This window comes from Clostridium sp. UBA2485, assembly GCF_002341865.1.
Classification (GTDB): domain Bacteria; phylum Bacillota; class Clostridia; order Clostridiales; family Clostridiaceae; genus Clostridium_J.
This window is the reverse complement of record NZ_DDOV01000087.1, coordinates 1-21,764: the sequence shown is the minus strand read 5'-3', so window position 1 is coordinate 21,764 and position 21,764 is coordinate 1. Positions and strand designations below refer to the sequence as shown.

The following is a 21,764-nucleotide window of genomic DNA, read 5'->3' as shown; positions in this document are numbered from 1 at the left end:
CTTAAATCTCTTGCTAAAGTTGCAGAGTTACAGGAAAGGTAGACTATTCTTTGTAGTGATATCTCAGCTATGGCTTGAAGTAGCCATTCTTAGTGGCCTTTTCTTGGCAGGTTTAATGCTATAATCTAAATTTACTTAAGATATAATTATGAACCGTCCCTTAGATTCATCACAATTTCTTGACTGTAATCTTATCGTTTTCCAATTTCTATTATTCTTCTTATTTCTCCTGGCTTGCGTTTTGTTGGCATATGATCGATAGCCTCTACAGAAACTTGTGTAAGAGTATGTCATTTTCTTAGAATTCTTTGCTTTCTCTTTGATATCCTTTTTTTTGCACGTTTGACTACCTCGGCGATAGTATGTCGGGAATGGGCTGTTGCTGCACTGATTGTTCTCTGAGAGTTCTTATTGAAATACATTTGGAGTATTTTATAATAATTAATCAAATCCGTCACCCCTTTTTATATTCCCTTAGTTAATCTTTACGTTCGAAATGTCTTTTCGCTGGTATCTGATAAATACTATTAAGAGAAAATTTGATATTGACTTAAATCCAGTTGATCTTGAATAAATCGATGAAAAGTGAAGTGAGATATATTTAATAGTTTTACCTTAGACCAATCTATTTATCGACAAACCTATAGCTAATATATGCATTTGATAAAATCGAAGCAACGCCAATCGAGATTACCCATTTCTTACTTGATAATAGCCCAAAAGTAATTAAAGAGATTCCAGCTACTTTGTTAACTGTATTACCAATTCTCATACTTTGCTCAGTAACTAAAGGCATTTTGCGAATACCTAGTTTTCTAGTATGCTCATTTACTCTTCTAATTGTTTTATTTACCATACACTCACCATCAATAAATAGAAAGCTATTTGCAATGTTTCACAACTAACAAGAACAGCTCCTATAATTGGCAATACTAAGTATTTTTTTGATATTTTCGTAGGTCCTTTTCTTTTCTTTTGAGAGTAAATAATTATTCCGACTATCAGTATTGCCATTCCTAACATCAAGAAAAAAACATTAATATAAAGCGTCATTCTGTGTTGCATTAATTCAAAAAACAAAGTCAGTAACTCTTGTAAATGATTCATAATTTCACCTATACCTTTCTTTTATTCAATCTTGCGTACTTGCGCCTATCCTCTCATTTAAATATATCTCCCTTCCTTCTTCATGCAGTTTGTTGAAATTTTTTATAACGCTATAGCAATGCGTATTATAAGTAAGGTTAATTAGAAAGTTCAATTCGACTACGTTACAATAATTTTCTTTCACCATACCAATAAAGTTTCCATCCATAGCATTCACAATGCAGCAGTTCTTCCCTGTCGTTTCTTCAATCCCCAACTCATTACAAATCCTACTCAACTCTTTATGCTCACAGGGAAAATTAACTCCAATAGCATTGGCATCTGTATCATTAGGTTTCTTAATAGTAATGTACATTTTTAAATCCTCCATTCTTAAAATGATAAGTACTTGCTTTATCCAATAAAAAAACAGCTATTTTTCAAGCTGTTTTGATTAATTATTGTATTTTTTAGTTCTACATATCTCAAAAGGCTTATCTATTATAAATGCATTCTAACTTTTTTCATATAAAAAATGCATTTTTCAAATATACTGCTAATGTAATAAATTTTTAAACCATTAATTTTAATACTCGCCTCTTTGTCATTGTATCAAATGCAAATATTATTATTCATGAGTTTCTTTTCCACTTGATAAAGCAATTAATCACCTAAATATCAACTTTTAAGTCTTAGTTGACATTTGATTCTATTTTCTGAAACCCGTTGAAACTAGAGAATTTTCACCTATTTTATTACCTGTTTCCTGTCGATTTGTGCCTCTCTGTTAGCTATAGTGGCACCAGAACCAAGGTAATATGGTAAAGCGAAGGAATTATTTAGTGTTACCTTCGCTTTTTTATACTGATTTAATTCTATTTATCAACAAATTTATTCAAAATTATCACATAACATTAGCTATTTATATAAATCTGCTGCAAGTTTTTCTAAAGTCTTCTCATCTATCACTTCAAAGTAATTATCCTTCTTTTTTATAGCACCCTTTAAGCAAAGAATATTTAATGTCCTTAATAAATGCCTATAACTTGTACCTAAGAGTTCTGATATTTCAATTAAGGTTTCATTAAGTACTACTATTCGTTGGCCACTACTGTCTGTATTTTCAGCGGTAGCAAGCATATAACTAGCTAATCTATTTTCCAAAGGATAAAGTAAGTTTATAGAACTATTTTTTGAGCATCTATCCAATTCTTGACCTAGTGAACCACAAACAAACCTTAGAAACCTAGCATCATTAAGTAAATATGTCCTTACATTTTCTTGAGAAATACCAATGCAGTAGGTATCTTCTATAACTTGCACATTTGCAGATGCTCTCTGTGAATTAATGATTTCTAAGTCTCCTATCACCCTAAAACCCTCATAAAAACAAAGCAATAAAGACTTGCCATTGCTCAGTGTCGTATAAACCTTTGCTTTCCCTTTTACAAAGAAAAGTAGATATTTAAGTTCTTCATTTTCTCTACAAATATGCTCATTTCTTTTCCAAAAGAAAAGCTCGAGAAAAGGCTTCATGTCTTCAGTAAATATTTTTGTAATATCATATTTGTTAATATATTCATCAATTATTTTTAAATCATTTACTTTTATCATAAATTTCTTTCCCTCTATAAATCTTTATTTTCTTATTTTAATATGACATACGTCATAACTATTTACAATTATTTCGTGATAAATTTAACTTAAGCTAAAAAAGCAATACAGGAGGAAATAACATGAATAATTTAGTTTCAACTTTTATAGGTGCTCTAATAGCCGTAATGATTATGCTTAATGGAACTTTATCCAATAGAACAGGAAATTATACCTCCAGCGTAATCATCCATATGGTTGGACTTTTCTCAATCATACTAGTTCACATTATGAGTAAATCAAAAATTAAATTCCAGAGGAGTATTCCTCTATACCTATATAGTGCAGGTGCTATAGGTGTTTTAACAGTACTTTTTAATAATTTAAGTTTTTCAACACTTGGGGTATCTTTAACCATTTCTTTAGGCTTACTTGGACAATCCATTTCATCTATTATTATAGATCATTTTGGCTTATTTGGAATGAAGACTATTAAATTTGAAAAAAAGAAATTTATTGGACTAATGTTTATTACTTCAGGAATCGTTATAATGACAATTTTTTAGAGGAGGATTAATAATGTTATATATATATTTTTTTATATCAATTTTAGCTGGCGTTTCCATTGTAGTTGCCAGAATCATTAATTCGAATTTGGCTGAAAAAATTGGAATTTTTCAAGGTACTTTTTTCAATTATATTACTGGACTACTTTTTTCTTTTATACTTTTACTTTTAAGTAGTGAGTCCCCAAAAATATCTAATATAAACTTAACGTCAATCCCTCTATGGGCTTACTTAGGGGGACTAACAGGTGTTTTGGTAATTGTACTATCAAACTATGTGACACCAAAAATATCTGCCTTCTATCTTACCTTACTAATTTTCATAGGTCAATTGCTGATTGGTATAGTCATTGATTATCTTACTTTAAACAAATTATCTATGGGCAAGGTAATTGGAGGGCTTTTTGTATTAATTGGTCTGACATACAATTTACTTATGGATAAAAGAAAAAAAGAACAACTAATTAATGAGTAAAATAAAAATGATACTGAAGCACAGAAATATTGATTTTACTTATAAAATAGACTCCCTAAAGCAAAGGGAGCCTTTTTCAATAAATAGGCTAAGCTCAAGTGTTTCCTTAACGACAATGGCTTTGCCATCTTGGATCAATGGGTTTTTCTCCCTGTTCTCATAAAGTGAATCCATATAAGCTAGCTTATGACACTCCACAAAGTACCTACGATTTTTTTCTCCAACCTTCTTGTATAATCAGAAATAAGTGGCAGCCAAGACTCCAGTTTTCTTGCTATTGCTTCCATGCAAAGTTGTGTAGACAGCATACTGATTTTGACAGGGTCAACTTCCATATCTTCAAATATGGCATCAATCTGCTTCTCAATCATATCTGGGGTAACATCCTGTATATCAATAACACGACTTGTATTTTCTGCTACCACTGAAACAATTACACTCATTCCAAACACCCCATGGGCAGAAAATGTCTTTAAATCAGCTTGTATTCCAGCACCTCCATTGCAATCTGATCCAGCAATACTAAGTACCTTTTTCATTGAAACTTCTCCTTTTTTCCTTTATGTATATATAATAAATTAGGGTACTTCTCTATACGGGCTCCTAGCTTAGACATTCTCGCCTGTGAGATTCCACGAATTTCTGCTAACTCTTTGGTGGTTTTAGAACCTTGTTTATCTAAAATGTCCAATACATTATACTGCGCCGTTGTTACTCCCTCAATATTAAAACGATTAATACTACTAATAATCACATTATTTCGCAATCCGTTACGACTATAGCGTTTTTTTTATACTCCAAATTAGATTAAGAAAGGAAAGTTTACTATACCAAGAAAAACAAGACTTCAAGAACCTCCTTAAGAGGATGTGCGTATCCAAGAATTCCTCGACATGATAGCCCCCTCGAACATCAAATTTCAAACTGATCACTTTATTTACGGTAACACTTACCGCTGTGTTTGGGCACTCCGAGAATACCCAACTGCGGTGGAATATGTCCGTAACTTCTCCAAGCGTGTTCGTAAAAAGGACTCGGCAGTTATCATCGCATTACAGAATCTGGAGGACTTCAACATCGATGGTATTCGTCAATATACAAAACATTCCTATCTATATAAAATTTGGTGACATTATAATCACCTGCTTCTCTAACCCTTCCAGTACAGTATCGTACATAAAAAATTTTGACATTGTTCTCAGTCCTTTCAATTTTATTTTGAAATAAAAAAAGGCGAAGCCTGTCGATTATAAAGTTGACCGAAGACCTCGCCTCTTTGAGTTTCTATATTTAATTTTGCCTTTATATAAAATAACAGCATTAAGATTTTTCTATCTCAATGCTGTTGAAATTATCAAATTTAATTATTGGAATAAAAGACATATTCATTTTCTACTAATGTAATATTTCCTATTACATTGCTTTTTCTAATGTTGAAGACAACGGCATTTTTATCCTATCCCCCTGATGTACAAAATATTTAAGTATCCACTTTTGCTCAGATCCAATTTCATGATTTAAGTTGGCATAAAAAATATCGCCATGCATAATACGATCATTCATATATATCCATCTCCTTCCCAATAGGGAAAAGCTGAACTGTCAAAACAATACAGCCATCGTAATTCTACCACTGCTACACAGCCTATATATGATTGCGTCTTAATTGCAAATACAGATTATGCTTATTAGCCATATATCCCAGTGAACATTCTAAATTAAAATTCCATAGGTATCATTCATTATTTCTCCAAATATAAAATATCTGCTTAGTATTTCTTGTTCATATGGTTATAAATTAGAACTCCAACGATGTATTAGAATATGAAAAACCCACCTAAATAGAATACTATCAACTCGTAATTTTCTATTACATTAAGACTACCCATTACGAAAAAAACTACTATAGCTACAGATATTACTATAAACCCAATAATATACGCATATCTTCCAGATTTATCTCGTAAAATAGTTTTTCTTTCGTCATGTAATTTAATATTCCTTTACACTTTTACAAAACAAAATGCAAATCCTAAGATTTGCATACTAATACGTAATTTTTGCATCATATTATTTTACTGGTGTACATTATATAACCCTCTGGCCAACATATCAGATTATTATTTCATGTTTCCAACCCTGATTTTCCCACTTTCTACCTTGTCATCATCCAAATTATTCTATGGCATCTATAAATCCCCCTAAAAACAAGAGTCAAAAACCGGCGTTTTTTCACTGATTTTTTGCCTTAAATCCATCCTCAACCCACTACATATTGTGCCTAAATCCTACTTTTTATCCTTATCACCACAATACGTCATCAGAATTTTACTCTCAACGTGTTCCGTCTGTGGGAACATGTCTACTGGTTGTACTTGTGGGGTTTTGTATCCTAATTGGTCTAGTATTTTTAATCTCTTGCTAGGATTGCTGGGTCGCAGGAGACGTAGACTATTTTTTATGGTGATATTTTAGTTATAACCCGAAGTAGTGATTCTTAATGGCCTTTTCTTGGTGGGTTTACTACTGTAATCTAAATTTACTTAGGATATAATTATGAATCGTCTCTTAGATATACTAATCTTAAATTTAATCTATCTAAGAACAGAATTAATACTTATTGGCATTGTAATTAAAACTACTAAATTCAAAATTCACATCTGATTGTCCCTCTTTTTTATCTGCTCAATCCAATTCATCATAGTATCAAAACATAACTTAGGATTGCCGACATTACAATGACCTTCAGCATTTTCCTTTTCTGTGAATATTCGAACAGTAAGTGATCTTACATTTATTAAGGCGTTAATTTCTTTTCCTACTATATGATAATTGATAAAATGATCTTTATTTGCTCCAATTATAAGCATATCTTGATCAATTTTATGGGCAATATCAAGTATCTGATACTTATTCATCTTTGTTATATATTCATAAGGTGTTTTTGCTTTATATGCATACATACCATGAAGAAGTCCCCATTTTGCAATTTCACTGCCATTTTTAATTTCTTTATTTACAGCAGCATTTATAAGAAACTTCATTTTATGTTTTACGCACCACCTAATAACATCTTGCTGCACTTTAGAATCATTAGACAAAATTACATCAAAAAAATTCGGAAATATTGACCACGCAATAACACGCTGTATTCTTTTATCAAAGGCAGCAGCACGTGGTGCTAACATACCTCCAAGTGAAGCACCAATTATAGTAATATCATTAAGATTGAAAAAATCAAGTATAGATTTTACTGGTTTCTCCCACTGATGGGTAAAGTGTTTTCCTTGCGTCCTTATCACACCACCCTGACCTGGTCCCTCAAAAAGATATACATCAAATCCATTTTCTGCAAAATAAAGCATTGTAAAGAAAAATTCCTCAAAATACGAGTCATTTCCTCCATGGATAAGAACAGTATCTTTTTTTGTACCTTTTGCTTTTGTGTACATAACAGGAAGTTTAACATCCTCATAAGGTACTTCAAAACGTAAAACTATATCATTATTGAAATAATCAACATAGTGATTATAAAACATCTCTGTTGCAATCATATAGTATTTCTTTTTATCTGGGTCGCCATCATACATAAAAAATTCACTCATTCTATAATAAGCTATTGCTTCTTTCGTCTTGTTTTCTAATATCGCCTTATCACCAAGTTCTATAAGTTCTTTTTTCCATGAAGCACTGTCAGTAATTTTATGAGATATTTCTTCAATATCTTCAAGCGTTCCACCATCCCACATAATTACGCGATTAAGTTGAAAATTAAAGTTTGGTTCATCATTTAAATTATAGGAACCTTTTTTAAATTCTATCATAAATATCCTCCATAAGCTTTTCAGTGACTATATTATAGCTTACAAAGAATATTGATACTTTCAAAAATACGCTAGTCTTTTAGTGTTTTTGCAAAATCTGTAAAAGACAAGCCAAACATTCTTTTACAAGTTGCTGAAAAATGTGATGAACTATAAAATCCTGCACGAATTGCAGCATCTGTTAGATTTTCACCTTTCATCACATAATCGTATGTTTTTCTCATCTTTTCAAAAACAAGAAAACTTGCAAGAGATACTCCTACTTGTTCTTTAAAAAGATGGGATAATCTACTTTGTGAAAGATGGACTATGCTGCAAAGCTCTTCAATAGCATCTTTATAAATGCCCTCAGTTTTTTCAATTGTCTCAATTACTGTGGCAATTCGCTGATCATATTCTTGCATAGATGATATATTCAAGCCACAAGCTAAAAGAATTGACTTATCAATCTTTTTACTGCTTTTCTCATTGATCCTCCATATGTTTACTACATCATCCACTATCTTTTCATCAATTATAGAAAAAACTTTTTCATTAAGATATTTATTTTTAAGCTGAAAAGCAAGGCTACTTGTTTCATCAAAAAGAAATACAAGCATACCCTGTAAACAAACTTTTATGGTATGTTCAACATTTGAATCAATACATATTCCTCGACATAATAATTTTTTATCACCAATGTAGCATTCCATTTCATCACCAAGACTAAAAATCATATGTTTAGCAAGATGTTTATGACATTCTGGAGTTTTATAATCTACAAATATAAACATATGATCATAAAAGTAAAATACATCTGTCAATTTCATCACCTCTACTGAGATAAGAGTTCAAGAATTTTTAAATTAGGTTATCTACATTATACAAAAATATTCTAATAAATTGTACTTACTTTCTTCACAATTTAAAGGAGCAGTCAAACATTTCAACATCTAAAATATTATTTAAAAGCCGATAAGAAATTAAATCTTATCGGCTTTTAAAATCAAAATATTAATTTTATATCTAAATGTACATAATCTTTGAAGTTAGAATATATCCAACATAAATAAGCTTAATATAGCCCTTGCTTTTAATTTAAGTTAAACATCTATAATTGACAATTCAATGATAAAAGTAGTTCCTTCACCTAAATTACTATTTTTATTTCTCCAAAGAACCTTTCTAAAAGGTGTCTTTTTACTATATTTTATCCAATGAAATCTGAATTTCAGTCAAGTATTTATCAGGATTTGTCTCATTCCATGGTCCGCGATGAACAATTTGCCTGCTCTGACCAGTCATTTTATATTGATTATGTTTCTGTAACCAATTAGCAAAAGCTAGAAATGCGTTGGCAATATTCTTAAACTCACCATATACCATTGTGCAAGCCATTATTGGTATAGGTTCTGTATTGCGATATACAAATCCATTCATATTTTCTCCTGTTTTATCTACAAGTGCACATAGTTCAACATCAACATCTCTTTCTTTATATTCTGTATCATGATAAATGGAAAAAGTATTATTTGAAATTGAAATATTATTTTCATCTACAAACTCAGACATTTCCTTCCAAAGCTCACCTTCAGCATAATAATTAGGAATTACCTTTCTCAAAGAAAGAACTTTATAACTAGGTATGCTTTTAATAGTAACATTGTAGTGAATTGACATTTTTTCCTCTTGAATATCTTTCATTGCTAGTTCTATCTTACTCAATTTATCATGTTCTTCCTTAATGATATTCTCAATTTCTAAATGTTTATTTTCAAGTTGATTTGTAATAAAAGTATTATCCCAATTATTAATAGCAATTGCAATTTCTGATACATTAAACCCTATATCCCGTAGAAAAATAATTTTATTAAGAATAGGAATTTGCTCTGTAGAATATAATCTATAGCCAGAAAATTCATCTATTTTTGCAGGTTTTAATAGACCAGTTTCATCATAATATCTTAACATTCTAACTGATACTTGAGTTAATTTAGAAAACTCACCTATCTTAAACATTACTATCACCCCTATATCGAGATATTATAGTGCTTGTTCTATTAAACTTCAACATACTTTATTCATGACAGGACAAGTCATGATGCAATACATATCTCAATATTATTAAACAACATAATAAATAAAGCAATTTTTATATTTATTGATTTTTACTAGTTCCCTCTTTAATCTCTAAATTTTATACCTTGATATGACAAAAAAAGGTCGATAGTTTATAATTCCTCTATCGACCTACATATAAAACTAAAAGTTAAATTCCTTTTCCCAATTAAAACTTCCAGATTCCTCTAAACTTTTTGGCCAATGGCTGCACCATTCTGGTACACCGGGAGTTTCAACTCTGTCTATGCTTGGTGTATATGGCTTTATGTCAAGTACAGGTGTGCCATCATTAGCATCAATATAAGGAATTTGAATGATACCTTTCTCATAGTCAATGTGAATAATTTGCACTGCAGTCAGTGCAATAGGATTTGGACGAATAGGTGACCTTGTAGCAAACATACCCATTGTATCTGGAGACTTTTTATACGGCTGTGTTGCTTCAAGTGTATTTCTTGCCTCTTCATTATCAAAGTCACTAAACCACCAAATCACATTAATATGACTAAATCCATCTAATGCCTGTAGAGCTGGAATATACTTTGGCTTAATTTCAATAAACATTTCCTCCTCATTGACGTTAATTTTTCCAATAGGACTTACTTGAAAATTTTTCATAACTCATTCCTCCACATGATTTTTATTTTCCCATAAATCCACTGTATACCCTGACATCATGTGAGAGTCAATATAGAAAATGTTATAGTTATTCTTTATATTTTATTTTTTCTCTTGTAAATTCTTTAATTTGCTAAATAATTCTTCAGTTTTGTTTTCATCATCATAATTGACATACATAATTTTTTCCCTTGTAACTATTTTAATTGCTGAATTTTTATCATCTTCTATAAATAATTTAACCCTATCTCCTGATTTAGTTCTAAAGTATCCCACCTTTTTGTTTCCAATGGCTGCTCCATTTTGTTTAACAGCTATTGGAGGAATAGATTTTTCAAAGGACAATTCCACTATATCTTTTCTATCTATATTTTCAGAGTACATACCTTTAATAGTTACAACTTGTTCTCTTATTTGTAAATCAACTTTCACTGAAGTGGACGCATAAACTGCCATCACAATAGCACCTATTATCAATAATGCTGTAAGAACCATAGCTACTTTTCCCATAGGACGTGCAACATTTACAGTCCAACCCACGCCTGCTCTCTTTTCTACAAAAAATGCTGGATCATTTGGATTATAATAAATCATACCAAAAATGTAATTATCATCATCTTCTCTATTAACAATTAATGTATCTTTATCCTGTTCATCTTTCTCTATTGAAATATTTTTTCCACTTTGTCCCACTTTATAGCTATATATACTCAATGCAAGCCCTAGAATTATAATAAATATAATCATAGTTGTTGTAATAATAAACTCATTTTTAGTTGATATTAAATTCATATTTCCTAAATTTGTTACAGTAAAAAGTATGGCTATAGCATAAGTAATCATAATTATAAATATTGACATTACCCTTCTAAATTTCATATTTTGAACTCTTATATCTTTAACATTTCCTCCATTTAAGTTTTGCTTTGATTTACTAATTGATAGAAAACTAAAGAATAATACAATTATTGTAAATAGAAAACTTATTAATCCCATAATCTCTACTTCTTTCCAATTTCTTAATGCCATAAAAAGCACTAATAGAAAAAGTAAAATTGGAGGAGCAAAATACCATTTACTTAGCTTTTCATAATTTCTGCTCTTAGCTTTTATATCCACTACCACTATATTTTCGTCAGTTAATAAATCTTCCCAGTTTTCTCTTTTTTTAATGATTTTTACTCTTTTATTAGCCTTATAAAAGCACACGCTGTTCTCAAATATAAATAAAAATACGCTGGATACAAGTATAAGTGTCCAATAATCTTCACTTACTTTAATCATTATCAATATACTTAAAAGTACAGTTATTAAAAAACATATATTTAAATTTCTTTTATAATTTTTATCTTCTTTTATCAAGTCTTCTTTTTTCTCAAAACCTATTGGAATTCTAACCCCGTAAAAAACAGTTCTTTGAGAAAATTTCTGTACAAAGACAAGAGGAATATAGGTTATTATCATTATAATTAAAAACATTAAAATTTCTGCTTTCACAAAAATCACCTACCTATTTAATATCATCATATTTATCGCTAATTAACTTAATTATTTCTTCCTTGCTGACTCCTTTACATATGCACCTGCATAAAAAAACTTCTGATTCTTCATCTATGGAATTTATAAAATCCTCCTTCTTATCCTTATTAACATTTACCATAGCACCTTTTCTTCTATCTATTGATAAGTACCCCTCATCTTTCAAAAGATTATAAGCCTTATTGATAGTATGAAGATTCACTCCAATATCTACACTTAAGTCCCTAATAGACGGGAGAGCCTCACCTTCTTCTAGCTCACCTCTTGCAATTGCTTTAATAATTTCATTTTTTAATTGCACATATATTGGAGTTTCACTATCGAACAATATTTTAATCAAATCACCACCACCTTTAAATACTAACTATATATATTTATTCTATATGTTATATTTGTTATATATATTATATAACAAATATATTAAAATTCAATATCATAATTTTAATTTTATTGCCAAATAAAAATTAGATACTGCAAGAATGAAAACTTTTGAGGGATTTTTATAAGTTATAGTTTTATTCAACTACCTATTTAATGAAGTAAAAAACTCATGAAAGACTTGTATTTACAAGCCTTCATGAGTAATATGAACTCTTATTATAAACTTTAAAATTAAATTTGCTTAATACTAATTTATCACTATTTAATCATTGAACCAAAATCAATTTCAATACCATATATATCCTTTGAAGACAGAGCTTGTGTATTGACATCCTAAATCACTATGAAGTATTAAAGGTTTAGTTGGATTTTGAAGCTCCATGGCATTCTTTACAACTTGCATGGCAAGAACAATGTCAATGTGTTTAGACATAGAATAACCAATTGTTTTTCTACTATATGGATCCATAACTGAAGCTAAATAGTATCAACCGTCTTTAATTGTAACATTATAATCTGGTCCTCCTATTTATGCTGCATCGAACTGACTATTATATAGGTCTGCATAGAATCCGCCTTGTTCCATTAATTCGTTATGGCTTCCGCTCTCTATGATATCTCCATCTTTCATAACAAGAATCAAATCCGCATTTTTAATTGTTGATAGTCTATGGGCAATAATAAATGAAGTACGTCCTTTCATTAACTCGTCCATGGCATTTTGAATGATTAACTCTGTACGAGTATCTACAGAACTTGTAGCTTCATCAAGAATTAACATTGGTCGGTCTGCAATCATGGCTCTCGCTATTGTAAGTTGTTGTTTTTGTCCTGCCGATAGATTCACTTGATCATTTAACACCGTATCATATCCATGTGGAAGCGTACGTATAAAATGATGCAACCCAACTGCTTTACATGCCTCTTCTAAGGTTTGTTCAGAAACATTTTCTGTGCAATATACTAGATTTTCACGTAACGTTCCTTCAAAAATCCACGTATCTTGAAGCACCATGCAAAATTGTGCATGAACATCCTCACGTCGTAACTGATGAATTGGAATATTATCAATCTTAATTGTACCACTTTGTATTTCATTGAAACGCATCAAAAGATTTATAATCGTAGTTTTCCCTGCTCCAGTTGGGCCAACAATTGCAACCTTTTGACCTGACTTGGTGGAAACCGAGAAATCATTAATAATTGTTTTATCTGACCCTTCATAACCAAAATGTACATGTTTAAAATCAACCTTACCTTGTACATTTTCAAGCTTTCTTGTCTTTGTTGACTCATCTTCCATTTCTTCCGCTTCAAGGAATTCAAACACACGCTCTCCTGCTGCTGCAGCCGATTGTAAAGACTGGGCAGCTTGCGCAAGCTGACTTAATGGCTGTGTAAAATATCTTACATATAATATAAAGGCCACGATTACTCCAAAGGAAATCGTTTCATTCATTGCAAGAACAGCACCAACTACACAAACTGCAACATAACCTAAGTTACCAATAAATGACATCAGGGGCATCATTAACCCTGATAAACATTGGCCCATAAAAGTACTTTCTCGAAGTTCATTATTTAAATAAACAAATTTCTTTCGTGCTTCAGCTTCACCATTATAAGCTTTTACAATGGTATGCCCAGCATAAATTTCTTCAATATGTCCATTGATTTCACCTAGATGATGTTGCTGACGTGCAAAGTATTTTTGTGATTTTCCCATTATAAGCATCATTAATACAAATCCAATACAAGTTGCAACAATTGCTGTAATTGTCATTATTACATTGGTCTTTAACATCATAATCAAAGATCCAACTAATAAAGTAATTGCAGAAACTAATGTCCCCACACTTTGATTTAGAGACTGCCCAATGGTATCTACGTCATTAGTCACACGAGATAGCACATCTCCTGTTGTTGTCTTATTATAAAACCACATCGGCAAACGATTAATCTTAGCAGAAATATCTCCACGTAACTGTTTAGATACATTTTGTGTAATAGTAGCCATCACCATACCTTGTGTTAATGACAACAGAAAACTAAGTCCATAAAATATAACCAATGTCCAACCAATTCTAGCAACACCATCTAAATCAATTCCAGTCACAATTCCCTTTGTAATCAAATCGGTAAGTTCTGATAATTTGTCAGGACCAATTAAGGTTAACACAGTACCCATAACTGCACAAAGTAATGCAATTACCATAACTAACCAATATTTTTTACAATATTGAAGTAACTTTACCCATGTTGTCTTAAAGTATTTGGCTTTCTCACCACCGCCGCCCATACCTGGTCCTGGTGGTCCCATTTGTTTTCTATGATTAGATTGCCCTAATTTATATTCTTCTTTATGACTCATGCTAACTCCTCCTTCGATAATTGTGAGTACGCAATTTGTTGATACACTTCACATGTTTTCATTAATTGTTCATGTGTATCAATTCCCACTACTCCCCCTTCATCAAGTACTACAATTTTGTCTGCATCACGAACGGTTCCAATACGTTGTGCTACAACCAGTTTGGTAGCATCTGCGCACTCAAGCTTTAATGCATCACGTAATTTACGGTCTGTCTTATAATCTAGCGCTGAGAAGGAATCATCAAAAATAAATATTTCTGGACGTCTACAAATCGCTCGGGCAATGGATACTCTTTGTTTTTGTCCACCAGATAAATTAGCACCACCTTGTGCTACAAAGCTATCATAGCTTTCTTCTTTTGCTTCTACAAATTCAGCTGCTTGGGCAGCACTAACTGCCTCTATAATATCAGTGGCAAGAAATCCATCCTTACCATTATCTCCAAAGGCAACATTCGATTTAATAGTTCCTCCAAATAACGTTGCTTTTTGGGATACATACCCGATTTTATTATGAAGTGCGTATTGGCTATATTCCTTCACATTAATTCCGTCTACTAAAACTTCTCCTTCTGTTACATCATAAAAACGTGGTACTAAATTCACTACCGTACTTTTACCACATCCAGTGGAACCGATAAATGCCACCGTTTCCCCCTTTTTTGCAGTGAAACTTACATTACGTATTACATATTCCTCTGCATTTGGATACTTAAAACTTACATTTTTGAATTCCACTTCACCTTTACATTCTGTTTTTGAAGACGTAATCTGTCCATCTACGATAGTTGGTTTTGTATCTAATACTTCTAGAATACGTTTCGCAGAAACGGAAGCACGAGGTAACATAATAAAAATCATAATTAGCATCATAAATGCCATAACTACTTGCATTGCATAAGAGGAGAAAACTATCATATCTGAAAACAATGTCATTTTCTCCATCATACTAGCTTCTTGAATTAGAATTGCTCCTACCCAATAAATTCCTAAGGATAAACCACTCATTACTAACTGGATAGTTGGCAGCATCATAGCCATTACACGGTTGGCAAATAAATTGGCTCCAGTTAATTCTGTATTTGCTTTTTCAAATTTACGCTCTTGATATTCTTCTGCATTATATGCACGAACAACCCGAAGACCAGTAAGATTCTCTCTCGTTACTCGATTTAGATCATCCGTTAATTTTTGAAGTTTCTTAAACTTAGGCATTGCTAAAATTACACAACAACCAACAACAACTAATAGGAACAATACCGCAAGTGCTGTTGTCAATGTCCATTGCCAACTCTTACCATAAATTTTCATAATTGCCCATACTGCTAGAATAGGTGCTTTAATCATAACTTGTAAACCCATTACAACAAGCATTTGTACTTGTGTAATATCGTTGGTGGATCTTGTAATCAAACTGGATGTAGAAAATCTATTGATTTCTTCCATCGTAAAGGACTGTACCTTATCAAATAGATGTCCTCTTAGTCTGGCACCGAAGTTGGAAGCAACTTTTGCGGCTAATGCAGCAACAATGACGGAACCAACAAGACTTCCTAGTGCACATGTTAACATCTTTCCTCCCGCAGTTAAGATTTCACTCATTGTGCTACCTTCGGTCTGCACCAAGATTGTAATTTCACTCATATAATCTGGTAATTTTAGGTCCAACCATACCTGTGCTATAATAAACACAAGGCTGATTCCCACAAATAACCATTCTTTTTTTGTTAAATTTTTAAATAATTTAATCATATGATTCTCCTTTCTGTAAGTTAGGAATATCATATCGCATAAAAAGAAACTGAAACTAAACTCATCATATATTTATACATAAAAAAAGAGCAATTGTCCTAAAACAATTACTCTAACCAATATATTATTATACTCTATTTTGGTAAAATAACAGAAAATTTCCTTCCCTCCTTTGAGCTATATACATCAATTTTCCCTTTATGAAGTTCTACAATTCGTTTTGCAATGGATAACAGATAGATATTCATTCTTCAAAATGCCCATAATGACAATATCATGCCAACTTCCATTGCGATAGAGTGCCTGACGTAACTTCCCTTCATGTATAAAACCCATTTTTTNNATTTATTAAAGAAATGATACCGGCTGCTTGATTAGTTTCTTTGTACTCAATAATATAACCCTTAGCATTAGATTGAGTGGCTATTGCTGAGATGTATTCTTCCGTTTCTTCCAAAGTATACATATCGAGTTGTGGACTAGTACTTTGCATGACCTCTACGTCGTTACGCCAATTATGATACATATTGTAATCGTTAAGTGATAATTTTCGTAGTTTTATGATTTCATTTTCAAACATTGAATGCTCCTCCTTAAGATAAAATACTTTCAATCATCTTATTCAGTAAATCAAATATTTTAGAAAGTTTAATACTGGAACAAAATTGATTATATTGTTGTAACATAATTCCATCAATCATTGCGATAAGTAACTCAGAAAAAGAATTTACATCAATTTTGTCTCTAAATTCTCCCGTCTCAATTCCCATATTAATGAATAACTGAATAGCATTCGCAAGCTTTTCATGCCTTTCTCGTAAATATGGAATTTCAGAAACATCATGTGAAAGGAAAAATTCTGATTTTGCACGTACTAAATTCGTTTCTGAATTTTGTATTGACAATACTGTTTTCTGAATCCAATCTTTTAACTGCGGTAATAATGGCTCTTTAGGATTAGGGATTAAAACTGATTTCATGTTTAAAAAATCATCATATNNTCTAAATATTTCTCACTTACCTGTGGCATCAAAGTCACCCCCTACACTAAAATAGACATCAGTGTCTATTTTAGTGTAGGGTTGAATAGTGAATTTGTCAATACTATTTCTTGGCAATCTTTCAGTTATTTTCGTTCTTTTCCAATACTAAACCAAACTGTGATAATTGCATTGCCTTTGTCTGCTTAGGTAAATATCAGTTAAATAGAATGATTCTATTTCTTTTTTAATAGAGATAAAAGTTCCTCATTTTTTCGTTGTATACTAATCATTTTTTCCCCTGATTTTTTACACAAAATAGGCACTCATTTCTGAACATCCAGACATAAAAAAGAGATACCATTTTCACAGTATCTCATAAATTTTAATTTTATTCTGTTGTATCTCCACACTCCCTATCAATAACTACAGAAACATTAATATATTTTTTTAACTGTTTATTACGGATATTATCACCCTCATTTATAAAAACAAAATGGTTGAAGAAGTGCCTAAAATTAAGGACTTCTATATAATTTTTCGTTGTAGCAACATACAAGTCTCCACATGCCTTGTGGATACAAAAAAGATGTTCGTTAAACCTATTAGCCCCTTGGCGTCATGGTATGTTTCTAAAAAAATCGCCTGTGAATCCAAATTTTTCAAACTCTTAATATCCGCCTTTTGCAAATTAAACTCTGCCTATCACCATCATTTTTCTAGCAATTCGGCACATGATTTCTGCTTCGCGATCTGAATAAAATTGTAAGCAATAAAACCTTCAAACACAAGTTGATCTTGAAGGCTTTATTCGATATAATTTCATTTAAAAAACTACTAAACATTAAAGTTTTTCGTATGTGATTTGTTACATTGATTTTCTAATATCAATTACCTTAACCTTATTTTAAGGCTTCTAGCTTTTATAATGTCTGCATGAGGTATAGCAATCACTCCTACCTATTTCATACTCGCAAGTTCTTTTCCCCATGGACAGTTCCCTTATCTTACTATGAATGACAGGTGAGACCCTGCCGTTCATAGTAAGATCGAGTGCTTATTATGTTACTCCATTTTCAGTTCAGGCTTATTCGGATAACCTACATTTAGCATGTCCACTATTTTTTAGGTACATTGTCAAAATCCATTATTCTGAAAAAACAGAGTAAAAATAAGCTCCTGTTCCTCTTTGTTAAGTTGGGTAAGGCATTGATGGAGTTTTTCAGCAATCATCTTGTCCGTTACGACATCTTCCACACGCGGAGAGCTAAGATCAGAGATTGCATCCTCTCTATTGGTTTCATCTGTATCCAAGGCACTATAGTTTTGCATCCTTTTCCTTCAGATGAAGTTCTCTACGCCTCATGCAGTAGTATGTCAAATAGACTTCTTCTGTTACCGGGATTGATTGCCCCTCAACTTTAATTCTATATTCTTTCTTTTGTGCCATATGGCTTATCCTTCATTTTCTGAAATTTCATTAAAAATCGAAGATCAGTTTAATTAATAACTGATCTTCGATTCCTTATAAATGCACTACTCTAATATTTTTACACCTTCAATAAGTTCCTTTTCAAACTCAATGCGGTGATCCTTTGTATAAAGTGCGAGTGTTCCCCCGGTATGTATAAGGATAATTTTTTCCCCAGGAGTTATTTTACCCTCACGAATCATATCAAGCATACCTGCAAAACATTTTCCAGTATAACATGGGTCAAGCAAAATAGCTTCTTTTCTAGCCATCAAATAAATTGCCTCTCTTACCTCCTTTGAAGGCATATTGTATCCATCTCTGACATAATCTCTTTCAATGTCAAAGTCAGCCAACTCAGCGGTAATATTAAGATTATATTTTTCTTTCACTTCATGAAAAAGCTTCAGAAGGCAGCCTTCCTTGTACTCTCCGAAAGGACTTATTGCAATGCCAGTACAATTGAGTGTAGACTTTTCATTTTTGAGTCCACAATATAATCCCATAAATGTACCGATACTGCCAGTTGCCGCAAACACACGTGCGTCGCCGATTCCCATTGCATTAGCTTGTTCTGTAAGTTCCATTGCACACTCGTAATATCCCAGGAATCCTACATCGTCAGAACCTCCCATAGGAATATAATATACTTTTTCTCCTTGCTCTTCGTATTCCTTCATAAGTTTTTTAACTAAATCATCATATTGTTCTGGTTCCGCTCTTCCATCGTTATTTTTAAGAACTATATCAGCCCCCATAATCCGATCTAGCAAGAGATTTGCCGATAACTCGCCAGGATAATCACCAATCATAGCGATGGTACATTTCAGGCCATATTTTGTTGCTACGGCAGCAGTTAACCGACCATGATTTGTTTGAACACCACCAACTGTCAGTAATCTTGTTGCACCATTTTTTTGTGCTTCATGTAGGATATACTCTAATTTTCGAAGCTTATTTCCACCCATACCCAAATTTGTTAAATCATCACGCTTAATATAAAACTCTACTCCCAATTCCTTAGAAATATTTTCTAAATATTCCAGTGGTGTGGGTGAATTCAAAAATGATACTTTTTCATATCCTAATAACATATTATTTCCTCCAAACATTATTATACTGATTAAAGAATATCATAGAATCTCTCTCTTGAATAATGAAACTATTAGATTTATAATATAACGAATAGTTATATTAATAGAAAAAGAAGGTGATTTTATGCGATATAGTGATATTGAAGCTTTTCTGGCTGTAGTAAAATACAAAACACTGACAAAGGCTGCTGAATCGATTCATATCAGCCAGCCAGCACTAAGCAAGCGAATCTTACAACTCGAGACTGAACTAGGGGAACAGCTGATTTCCCGGCGAAAAGGGCAACGAAGTATTGACTTAACCGAAAAGGGAATAGCTTTTGTCCCACTGGCGAATCGTTTTATGGCTGTTTGGAATGATATAAAGAACCTTGATTCCCAAGATTCTTATCCCTCATTTCGAATTGCTTCTTCTGATGGCCCACACCTATATATATTGCAAAAGGTTTACAATAGCTTGATGTCGATTTATCCGAACCTCACTTTAAAACTTCGAACCTTCAGTTATAAGGAATGTTACCAGCGTATCGCTAATGGTACATTGGATCTAGCATTAGTTGGTGCAAATTTTTATTTTGATAAAATAACATCTGTCCCCGTATATAGTGAAAAAATGCATTTTATCTGCCGAAAAGATTCTGGCTACCCATCCTTTGTAGAACCAGATATGTTAGATGCCGCCAATGCAATTTATTCCTCTTATTCAACCGAGTATAATATGTGGTTCAGCCACTGGTTTTGCGGCAAATGCGATCCATATATTGAATCTGATTTAATCCTTCAGGTAAAAGAATTTCTTCTAAATTCTAAAAAGAATATGTGGACGTTTGTTCCCACTTCTGCTCTGGATGTGTTTTTAAAAGAACCTAATTTATCAATGAAGGAATTCTCTCATGAACCACCAGAACGAATTATCTATTTGATTAACAAAATCGAAGAACCTTCTGAATATATTTCAGCCTTTAAATCTATCCTAAAAACCGTTATTCAGGATATAGAAGAAATAAAGCTTCTCTTATAATCATAATCTGTTCATAAAATACAGAACTTAAAAACGCAGAAATCATGAACTTAAGGACCACAATGCTGTAATATTATAATAATAAATTTATTACTTGTCATATATTTTATATAGGTATATTGTTACAATCCAAAATAAAAATCCACTAGTTAAACTAGTGGTTTTCCCTTTTCGGGCATAGCCATGCTCTCAAAGCAACATCTGAAGATGTAAAAACACTGTGCTCAATTTAAGACTGATAAAGTTGTATGCTATTGCACAGGTTGCTTAGAGGGATTATCAATGGGAGGAGCGAACGGCATTCATCTAATGGATTTAGTAATGAATTCCGTACAGGAGATAAAATAAGCAAAGAAATACCCCAAGAGATTTATTTATGATGTATCCATCACCATCGTGGATTTCCACTGACGAGTACAGGCTATGTATCTTTTCTTTCAAGGGGCCTTCATCAAGATATTATGTATGGTAGTGAGAATGACATCCTCATATTCCATAGCCTCCGGCGGAGTGATTTCATCTGAAGACTCATCTAATATGTACTCGCTTTGAGGATAGAGGATGATGTTCAGAGAAGAAAAAGATATGTATCGTTTCGTTTACCACTATGATTTCCTCCATTCTTTATTGAAGTGATAGATTTTGAACTCTAAAAAAAGCAGGGTGTCTTCTTTAGAAAATACGCCTGCTCATTCATTTTCTGAGAATAGTTATTTGTGTTCTTGATGAGATTAACTTGTTATCCTTCCTCATTGCTATGCATTATATAAAAATGTGAGCTATCTATTATAATTAGTTTTTATAAATTTTGATAAAAACAAAATAAGGATAAGACGAAAATAAATTTTATAACATGCTTATAATTTTGTGTGCTCGCTCAATTACACTTCC

The 21,764-nt window shown here is 32.0% G+C and carries 20 protein-coding genes and 3 pseudogenes; 3 read left to right on the top strand and 20 right to left on the bottom strand.

Translation table 11 applies throughout. The features are described from left to right. Positions 1–625 precede the first annotated feature (625 nt). The 3 genes from B3603_RS18130 to B3603_RS18120 form a co-directional block, all read right to left on the bottom strand. On the bottom strand, positions 626–856 hold the full coding sequence (locus B3603_RS18130; protein WP_291567530.1) for a hypothetical protein: 231 nt from the start codon (positions 854–856) through the stop codon (positions 626–628). Between the two features lie 276 nt (positions 857–1,132). Continuing rightward, positions 1,133–1,462: a hypothetical protein gene (locus tag B3603_RS18125; RefSeq protein ID WP_291567529.1), complete on the bottom strand. Its 330-nt coding sequence runs from the start codon at positions 1,460–1,462 to the stop codon at positions 1,133–1,135. Positions 1,463–2,004: 542 nt separating this feature from the next. Continuing rightward, positions 2,005–2,700 (bottom strand): cyclic nucleotide-binding domain-containing protein, encoded by a 696-nt coding sequence (locus tag B3603_RS18120; protein WP_291567527.1) that lies wholly within the window; start codon positions 2,698–2,700, stop codon positions 2,005–2,007. A 122-nt stretch (positions 2,701–2,822) separates the two neighbouring features. Here B3603_RS18120 and B3603_RS18115 point away from each other — a divergent pair, with 122 nt between their 5' ends. Together B3603_RS18115 and B3603_RS18110 are read left to right on the top strand one after the other, a co-directional pair. Continuing rightward, positions 2,823–3,245: a DMT family transporter gene (locus B3603_RS18115; RefSeq protein ID WP_291567525.1), complete on the top strand. Its 423-nt coding sequence runs from the start codon at positions 2,823–2,825 to the stop codon at positions 3,243–3,245. 13 nt (positions 3,246–3,258) lie between these two features. Next, complete coding sequence (locus tag B3603_RS18110; RefSeq protein ID WP_291567523.1) at positions 3,259–3,720, top strand: DMT family transporter; 462 nt, start codon at positions 3,259–3,261, stop codon at positions 3,718–3,720. A gap of 248 nt (positions 3,721–3,968) precedes the next feature. On the opposite strand, the pseudogene thiD reads toward B3603_RS18110, so the two are convergent. The 17 genes and pseudogenes from thiD to B3603_RS18025 all read right to left on the bottom strand — a co-directional run. After that, positions 3,969–4,259 (bottom strand): annotated as a pseudogene (gene thiD / locus B3603_RS18105) (bifunctional hydroxymethylpyrimidine kinase/phosphomethylpyrimidine kinase); the annotation flags it as partial. Between the two features lie 53 nt (positions 4,260–4,312). Then, positions 4,313–4,486: pseudogene (locus B3603_RS23160) on the bottom strand (MarR family transcriptional regulator); the annotation flags it as partial. A gap of 647 nt (positions 4,487–5,133) precedes the next feature. After that, on the bottom strand, positions 5,134–5,283 hold the full coding sequence (locus tag B3603_RS18100; RefSeq protein ID WP_291567521.1) for a hypothetical protein: 150 nt from the start codon (positions 5,281–5,283) through the stop codon (positions 5,134–5,136). A 1,091-nt stretch (positions 5,284–6,374) separates the two neighbouring features. Continuing rightward, a complete protein-coding gene (locus B3603_RS18090) occupies positions 6,375–7,544 on the bottom strand; it encodes an alpha/beta hydrolase (protein WP_291567519.1) in 1,170 nt (389 codons plus the stop codon). 71 nt (positions 7,545–7,615) lie between these two features. After that, a complete protein-coding gene (locus B3603_RS18085) occupies positions 7,616–8,347 on the bottom strand; it encodes a helix-turn-helix domain-containing protein (RefSeq protein WP_291567517.1) in 732 nt (243 codons plus the stop codon). Between the two features lie 379 nt (positions 8,348–8,726). After that, a complete protein-coding gene (locus tag B3603_RS18080) occupies positions 8,727–9,542 on the bottom strand; it encodes a MerR family transcriptional regulator (protein WP_291567515.1) in 816 nt (271 codons plus the stop codon). A gap of 243 nt (positions 9,543–9,785) precedes the next feature. Further along, a complete protein-coding gene (tsaA, locus tag B3603_RS18075) occupies positions 9,786–10,262 on the bottom strand; it encodes a tRNA (N6-threonylcarbamoyladenosine(37)-N6)-methyltransferase TrmO (protein WP_291567513.1) in 477 nt (158 codons plus the stop codon). A gap of 102 nt (positions 10,263–10,364) precedes the next feature. Then, the gene (locus B3603_RS18070; RefSeq protein ID WP_291567511.1) at positions 10,365–11,759 is read right to left on the bottom strand and encodes a DUF5808 domain-containing protein; all 1,395 of its coding nucleotides are present in this window, start codon (positions 11,757–11,759) and stop codon (positions 10,365–10,367) included. A gap of 13 nt (positions 11,760–11,772) precedes the next feature. Further along, a complete protein-coding gene (locus tag B3603_RS18065; protein ID WP_291567509.1) occupies positions 11,773–12,141 on the bottom strand; it encodes a GntR family transcriptional regulator in 369 nt (122 codons plus the stop codon). Positions 12,142–12,468: 327 nt separating this feature from the next. Next, positions 12,469–12,657: pseudogene (locus tag B3603_RS18060) on the bottom strand (DDE-type integrase/transposase/recombinase); the annotation flags it as partial. 54 nt (positions 12,658–12,711) lie between these two features. Beyond that, positions 12,712–14,553, bottom strand: coding sequence for an ABC transporter ATP-binding protein (locus B3603_RS18055; RefSeq protein WP_291567507.1), 1,842 nt, complete (start codon positions 14,551–14,553; stop codon positions 12,712–12,714). Beyond that, positions 14,550–16,307, bottom strand: a complete 1,758-nt coding sequence (locus tag B3603_RS18050) for an ABC transporter ATP-binding protein (RefSeq protein WP_291567504.1) — start codon at positions 16,305–16,307, stop codon at positions 14,550–14,552. The genes B3603_RS18055 and B3603_RS18050 overlap by 4 nt, the downstream gene beginning before the upstream one ends. Positions 16,308–16,626: 319 nt before the next feature. Further along, the gene (locus B3603_RS18045; protein ID WP_291567501.1) at positions 16,627–16,887 is read right to left on the bottom strand and encodes a GNAT family N-acetyltransferase; all 261 of its coding nucleotides are present in this window, start codon (positions 16,885–16,887) and stop codon (positions 16,627–16,629) included. Between the two features lie 13 nt (positions 16,888–16,900). After that, entirely contained in the window at positions 16,901–17,287 is a 387-nt protein-coding gene (locus tag B3603_RS18040; protein ID WP_291567499.1) for a TetR family transcriptional regulator C-terminal domain-containing protein, read from the bottom strand. Between the two features lie 1,137 nt (positions 17,288–18,424). After that, on the bottom strand, positions 18,425–18,619 hold the full coding sequence (locus tag B3603_RS18035) for a hypothetical protein (protein ID WP_291567497.1): 195 nt from the start codon (positions 18,617–18,619) through the stop codon (positions 18,425–18,427). Beyond that, the gene (locus B3603_RS18030; protein WP_291567495.1) at positions 18,606–18,737 is read right to left on the bottom strand and encodes a hypothetical protein; all 132 of its coding nucleotides are present in this window, start codon (positions 18,735–18,737) and stop codon (positions 18,606–18,608) included. The genes B3603_RS18035 and B3603_RS18030 overlap by 14 nt, the downstream gene beginning before the upstream one ends. 86 nt (positions 18,738–18,823) lie before the next feature. Then, entirely contained in the window at positions 18,824–19,852 is a 1,029-nt protein-coding gene (locus B3603_RS18025) for a 1-aminocyclopropane-1-carboxylate deaminase/D-cysteine desulfhydrase (protein WP_291567493.1), read from the bottom strand. Positions 19,853–19,976: 124 nt separating this feature from the next. Between B3603_RS18025 and B3603_RS18020 the strand changes: the two genes are divergently transcribed. Next, entirely contained in the window at positions 19,977–20,873 is an 897-nt protein-coding gene (locus B3603_RS18020; protein ID WP_291567491.1) for a LysR family transcriptional regulator, read from the top strand. The last annotated feature ends 891 nt before the right edge of the window (positions 20,874–21,764 follow it).

Excerpts from the sequence above, each read along its gene's own strand:
- B3603_RS18130 (WP_291567530.1), bottom strand. The coding sequence starts at position 856 with ATGGTAAATAAAACAATTAGAAGAGTAAATGAGCATACTAGAAAACTA.
- B3603_RS18125 (WP_291567529.1), bottom strand. The coding sequence starts at position 1,462 with ATGTACATTACTATTAAGAAACCTAATGATACAGATGCCAATGCTATT.
- B3603_RS18120 (WP_291567527.1), bottom strand. The coding sequence starts at position 2,700 with ATGATAAAAGTAAATGATTTAAAAATAATTGATGAATATATTAACAAA.
- B3603_RS18115 (WP_291567525.1), top strand. The coding sequence starts at position 2,823 with ATGAATAATTTAGTTTCAACTTTTATAGGTGCTCTAATAGCCGTAATG.
- B3603_RS18110 (WP_291567523.1), top strand. The coding sequence starts at position 3,259 with ATGTTATATATATATTTTTTTATATCAATTTTAGCTGGCGTTTCCATT.
- B3603_RS18100 (WP_291567521.1), bottom strand. The coding sequence starts at position 5,283 with ATGAATGATCGTATTATGCATGGCGATATTTTTTATGCCAACTTAAAT.
- B3603_RS18090 (WP_291567519.1), bottom strand. The coding sequence starts at position 7,544 with ATGATAGAATTTAAAAAAGGTTCCTATAATTTAAATGATGAACCAAAC.
- B3603_RS18080 (WP_291567515.1), bottom strand. The coding sequence starts at position 9,542 with ATGTTTAAGATAGGTGAGTTTTCTAAATTAACTCAAGTATCAGTTAGA.
- tsaA (WP_291567513.1), bottom strand. The coding sequence starts at position 10,262 with ATGAAAAATTTTCAAGTAAGTCCTATTGGAAAAATTAACGTCAATGAG.
- B3603_RS18055 (WP_291567507.1), bottom strand. The coding sequence starts at position 14,553 with ATGAGTCATAAAGAAGAATATAAATTAGGGCAATCTAATCATAGAAAA.
- B3603_RS18050 (WP_291567504.1), bottom strand. The coding sequence starts at position 16,307 with ATGATTAAATTATTTAAAAATTTAACAAAAAAAGAATGGTTATTTGTG.
- B3603_RS18040 (WP_291567499.1), bottom strand. The coding sequence starts at position 17,287 with ATGAAATCAGTTTTAATCCCTAATCCTAAAGAGCCATTATTACCGCAG.
- B3603_RS18035 (WP_291567497.1), bottom strand. The coding sequence starts at position 18,619 with ATGCAAAACTATAGTGCCTTGGATACAGATGAAACCAATAGAGAGGAT.
- B3603_RS18030 (WP_291567495.1), bottom strand. The coding sequence starts at position 18,737 with ATGGCACAAAAGAAAGAATATAGAATTAAAGTTGAGGGGCAATCAATC.
- B3603_RS18025 (WP_291567493.1), bottom strand. The coding sequence starts at position 19,852 with ATGTTATTAGGATATGAAAAAGTATCATTTTTGAATTCACCCACACCA.
- B3603_RS18020 (WP_291567491.1), top strand. The coding sequence starts at position 19,977 with ATGCGATATAGTGATATTGAAGCTTTTCTGGCTGTAGTAAAATACAAA.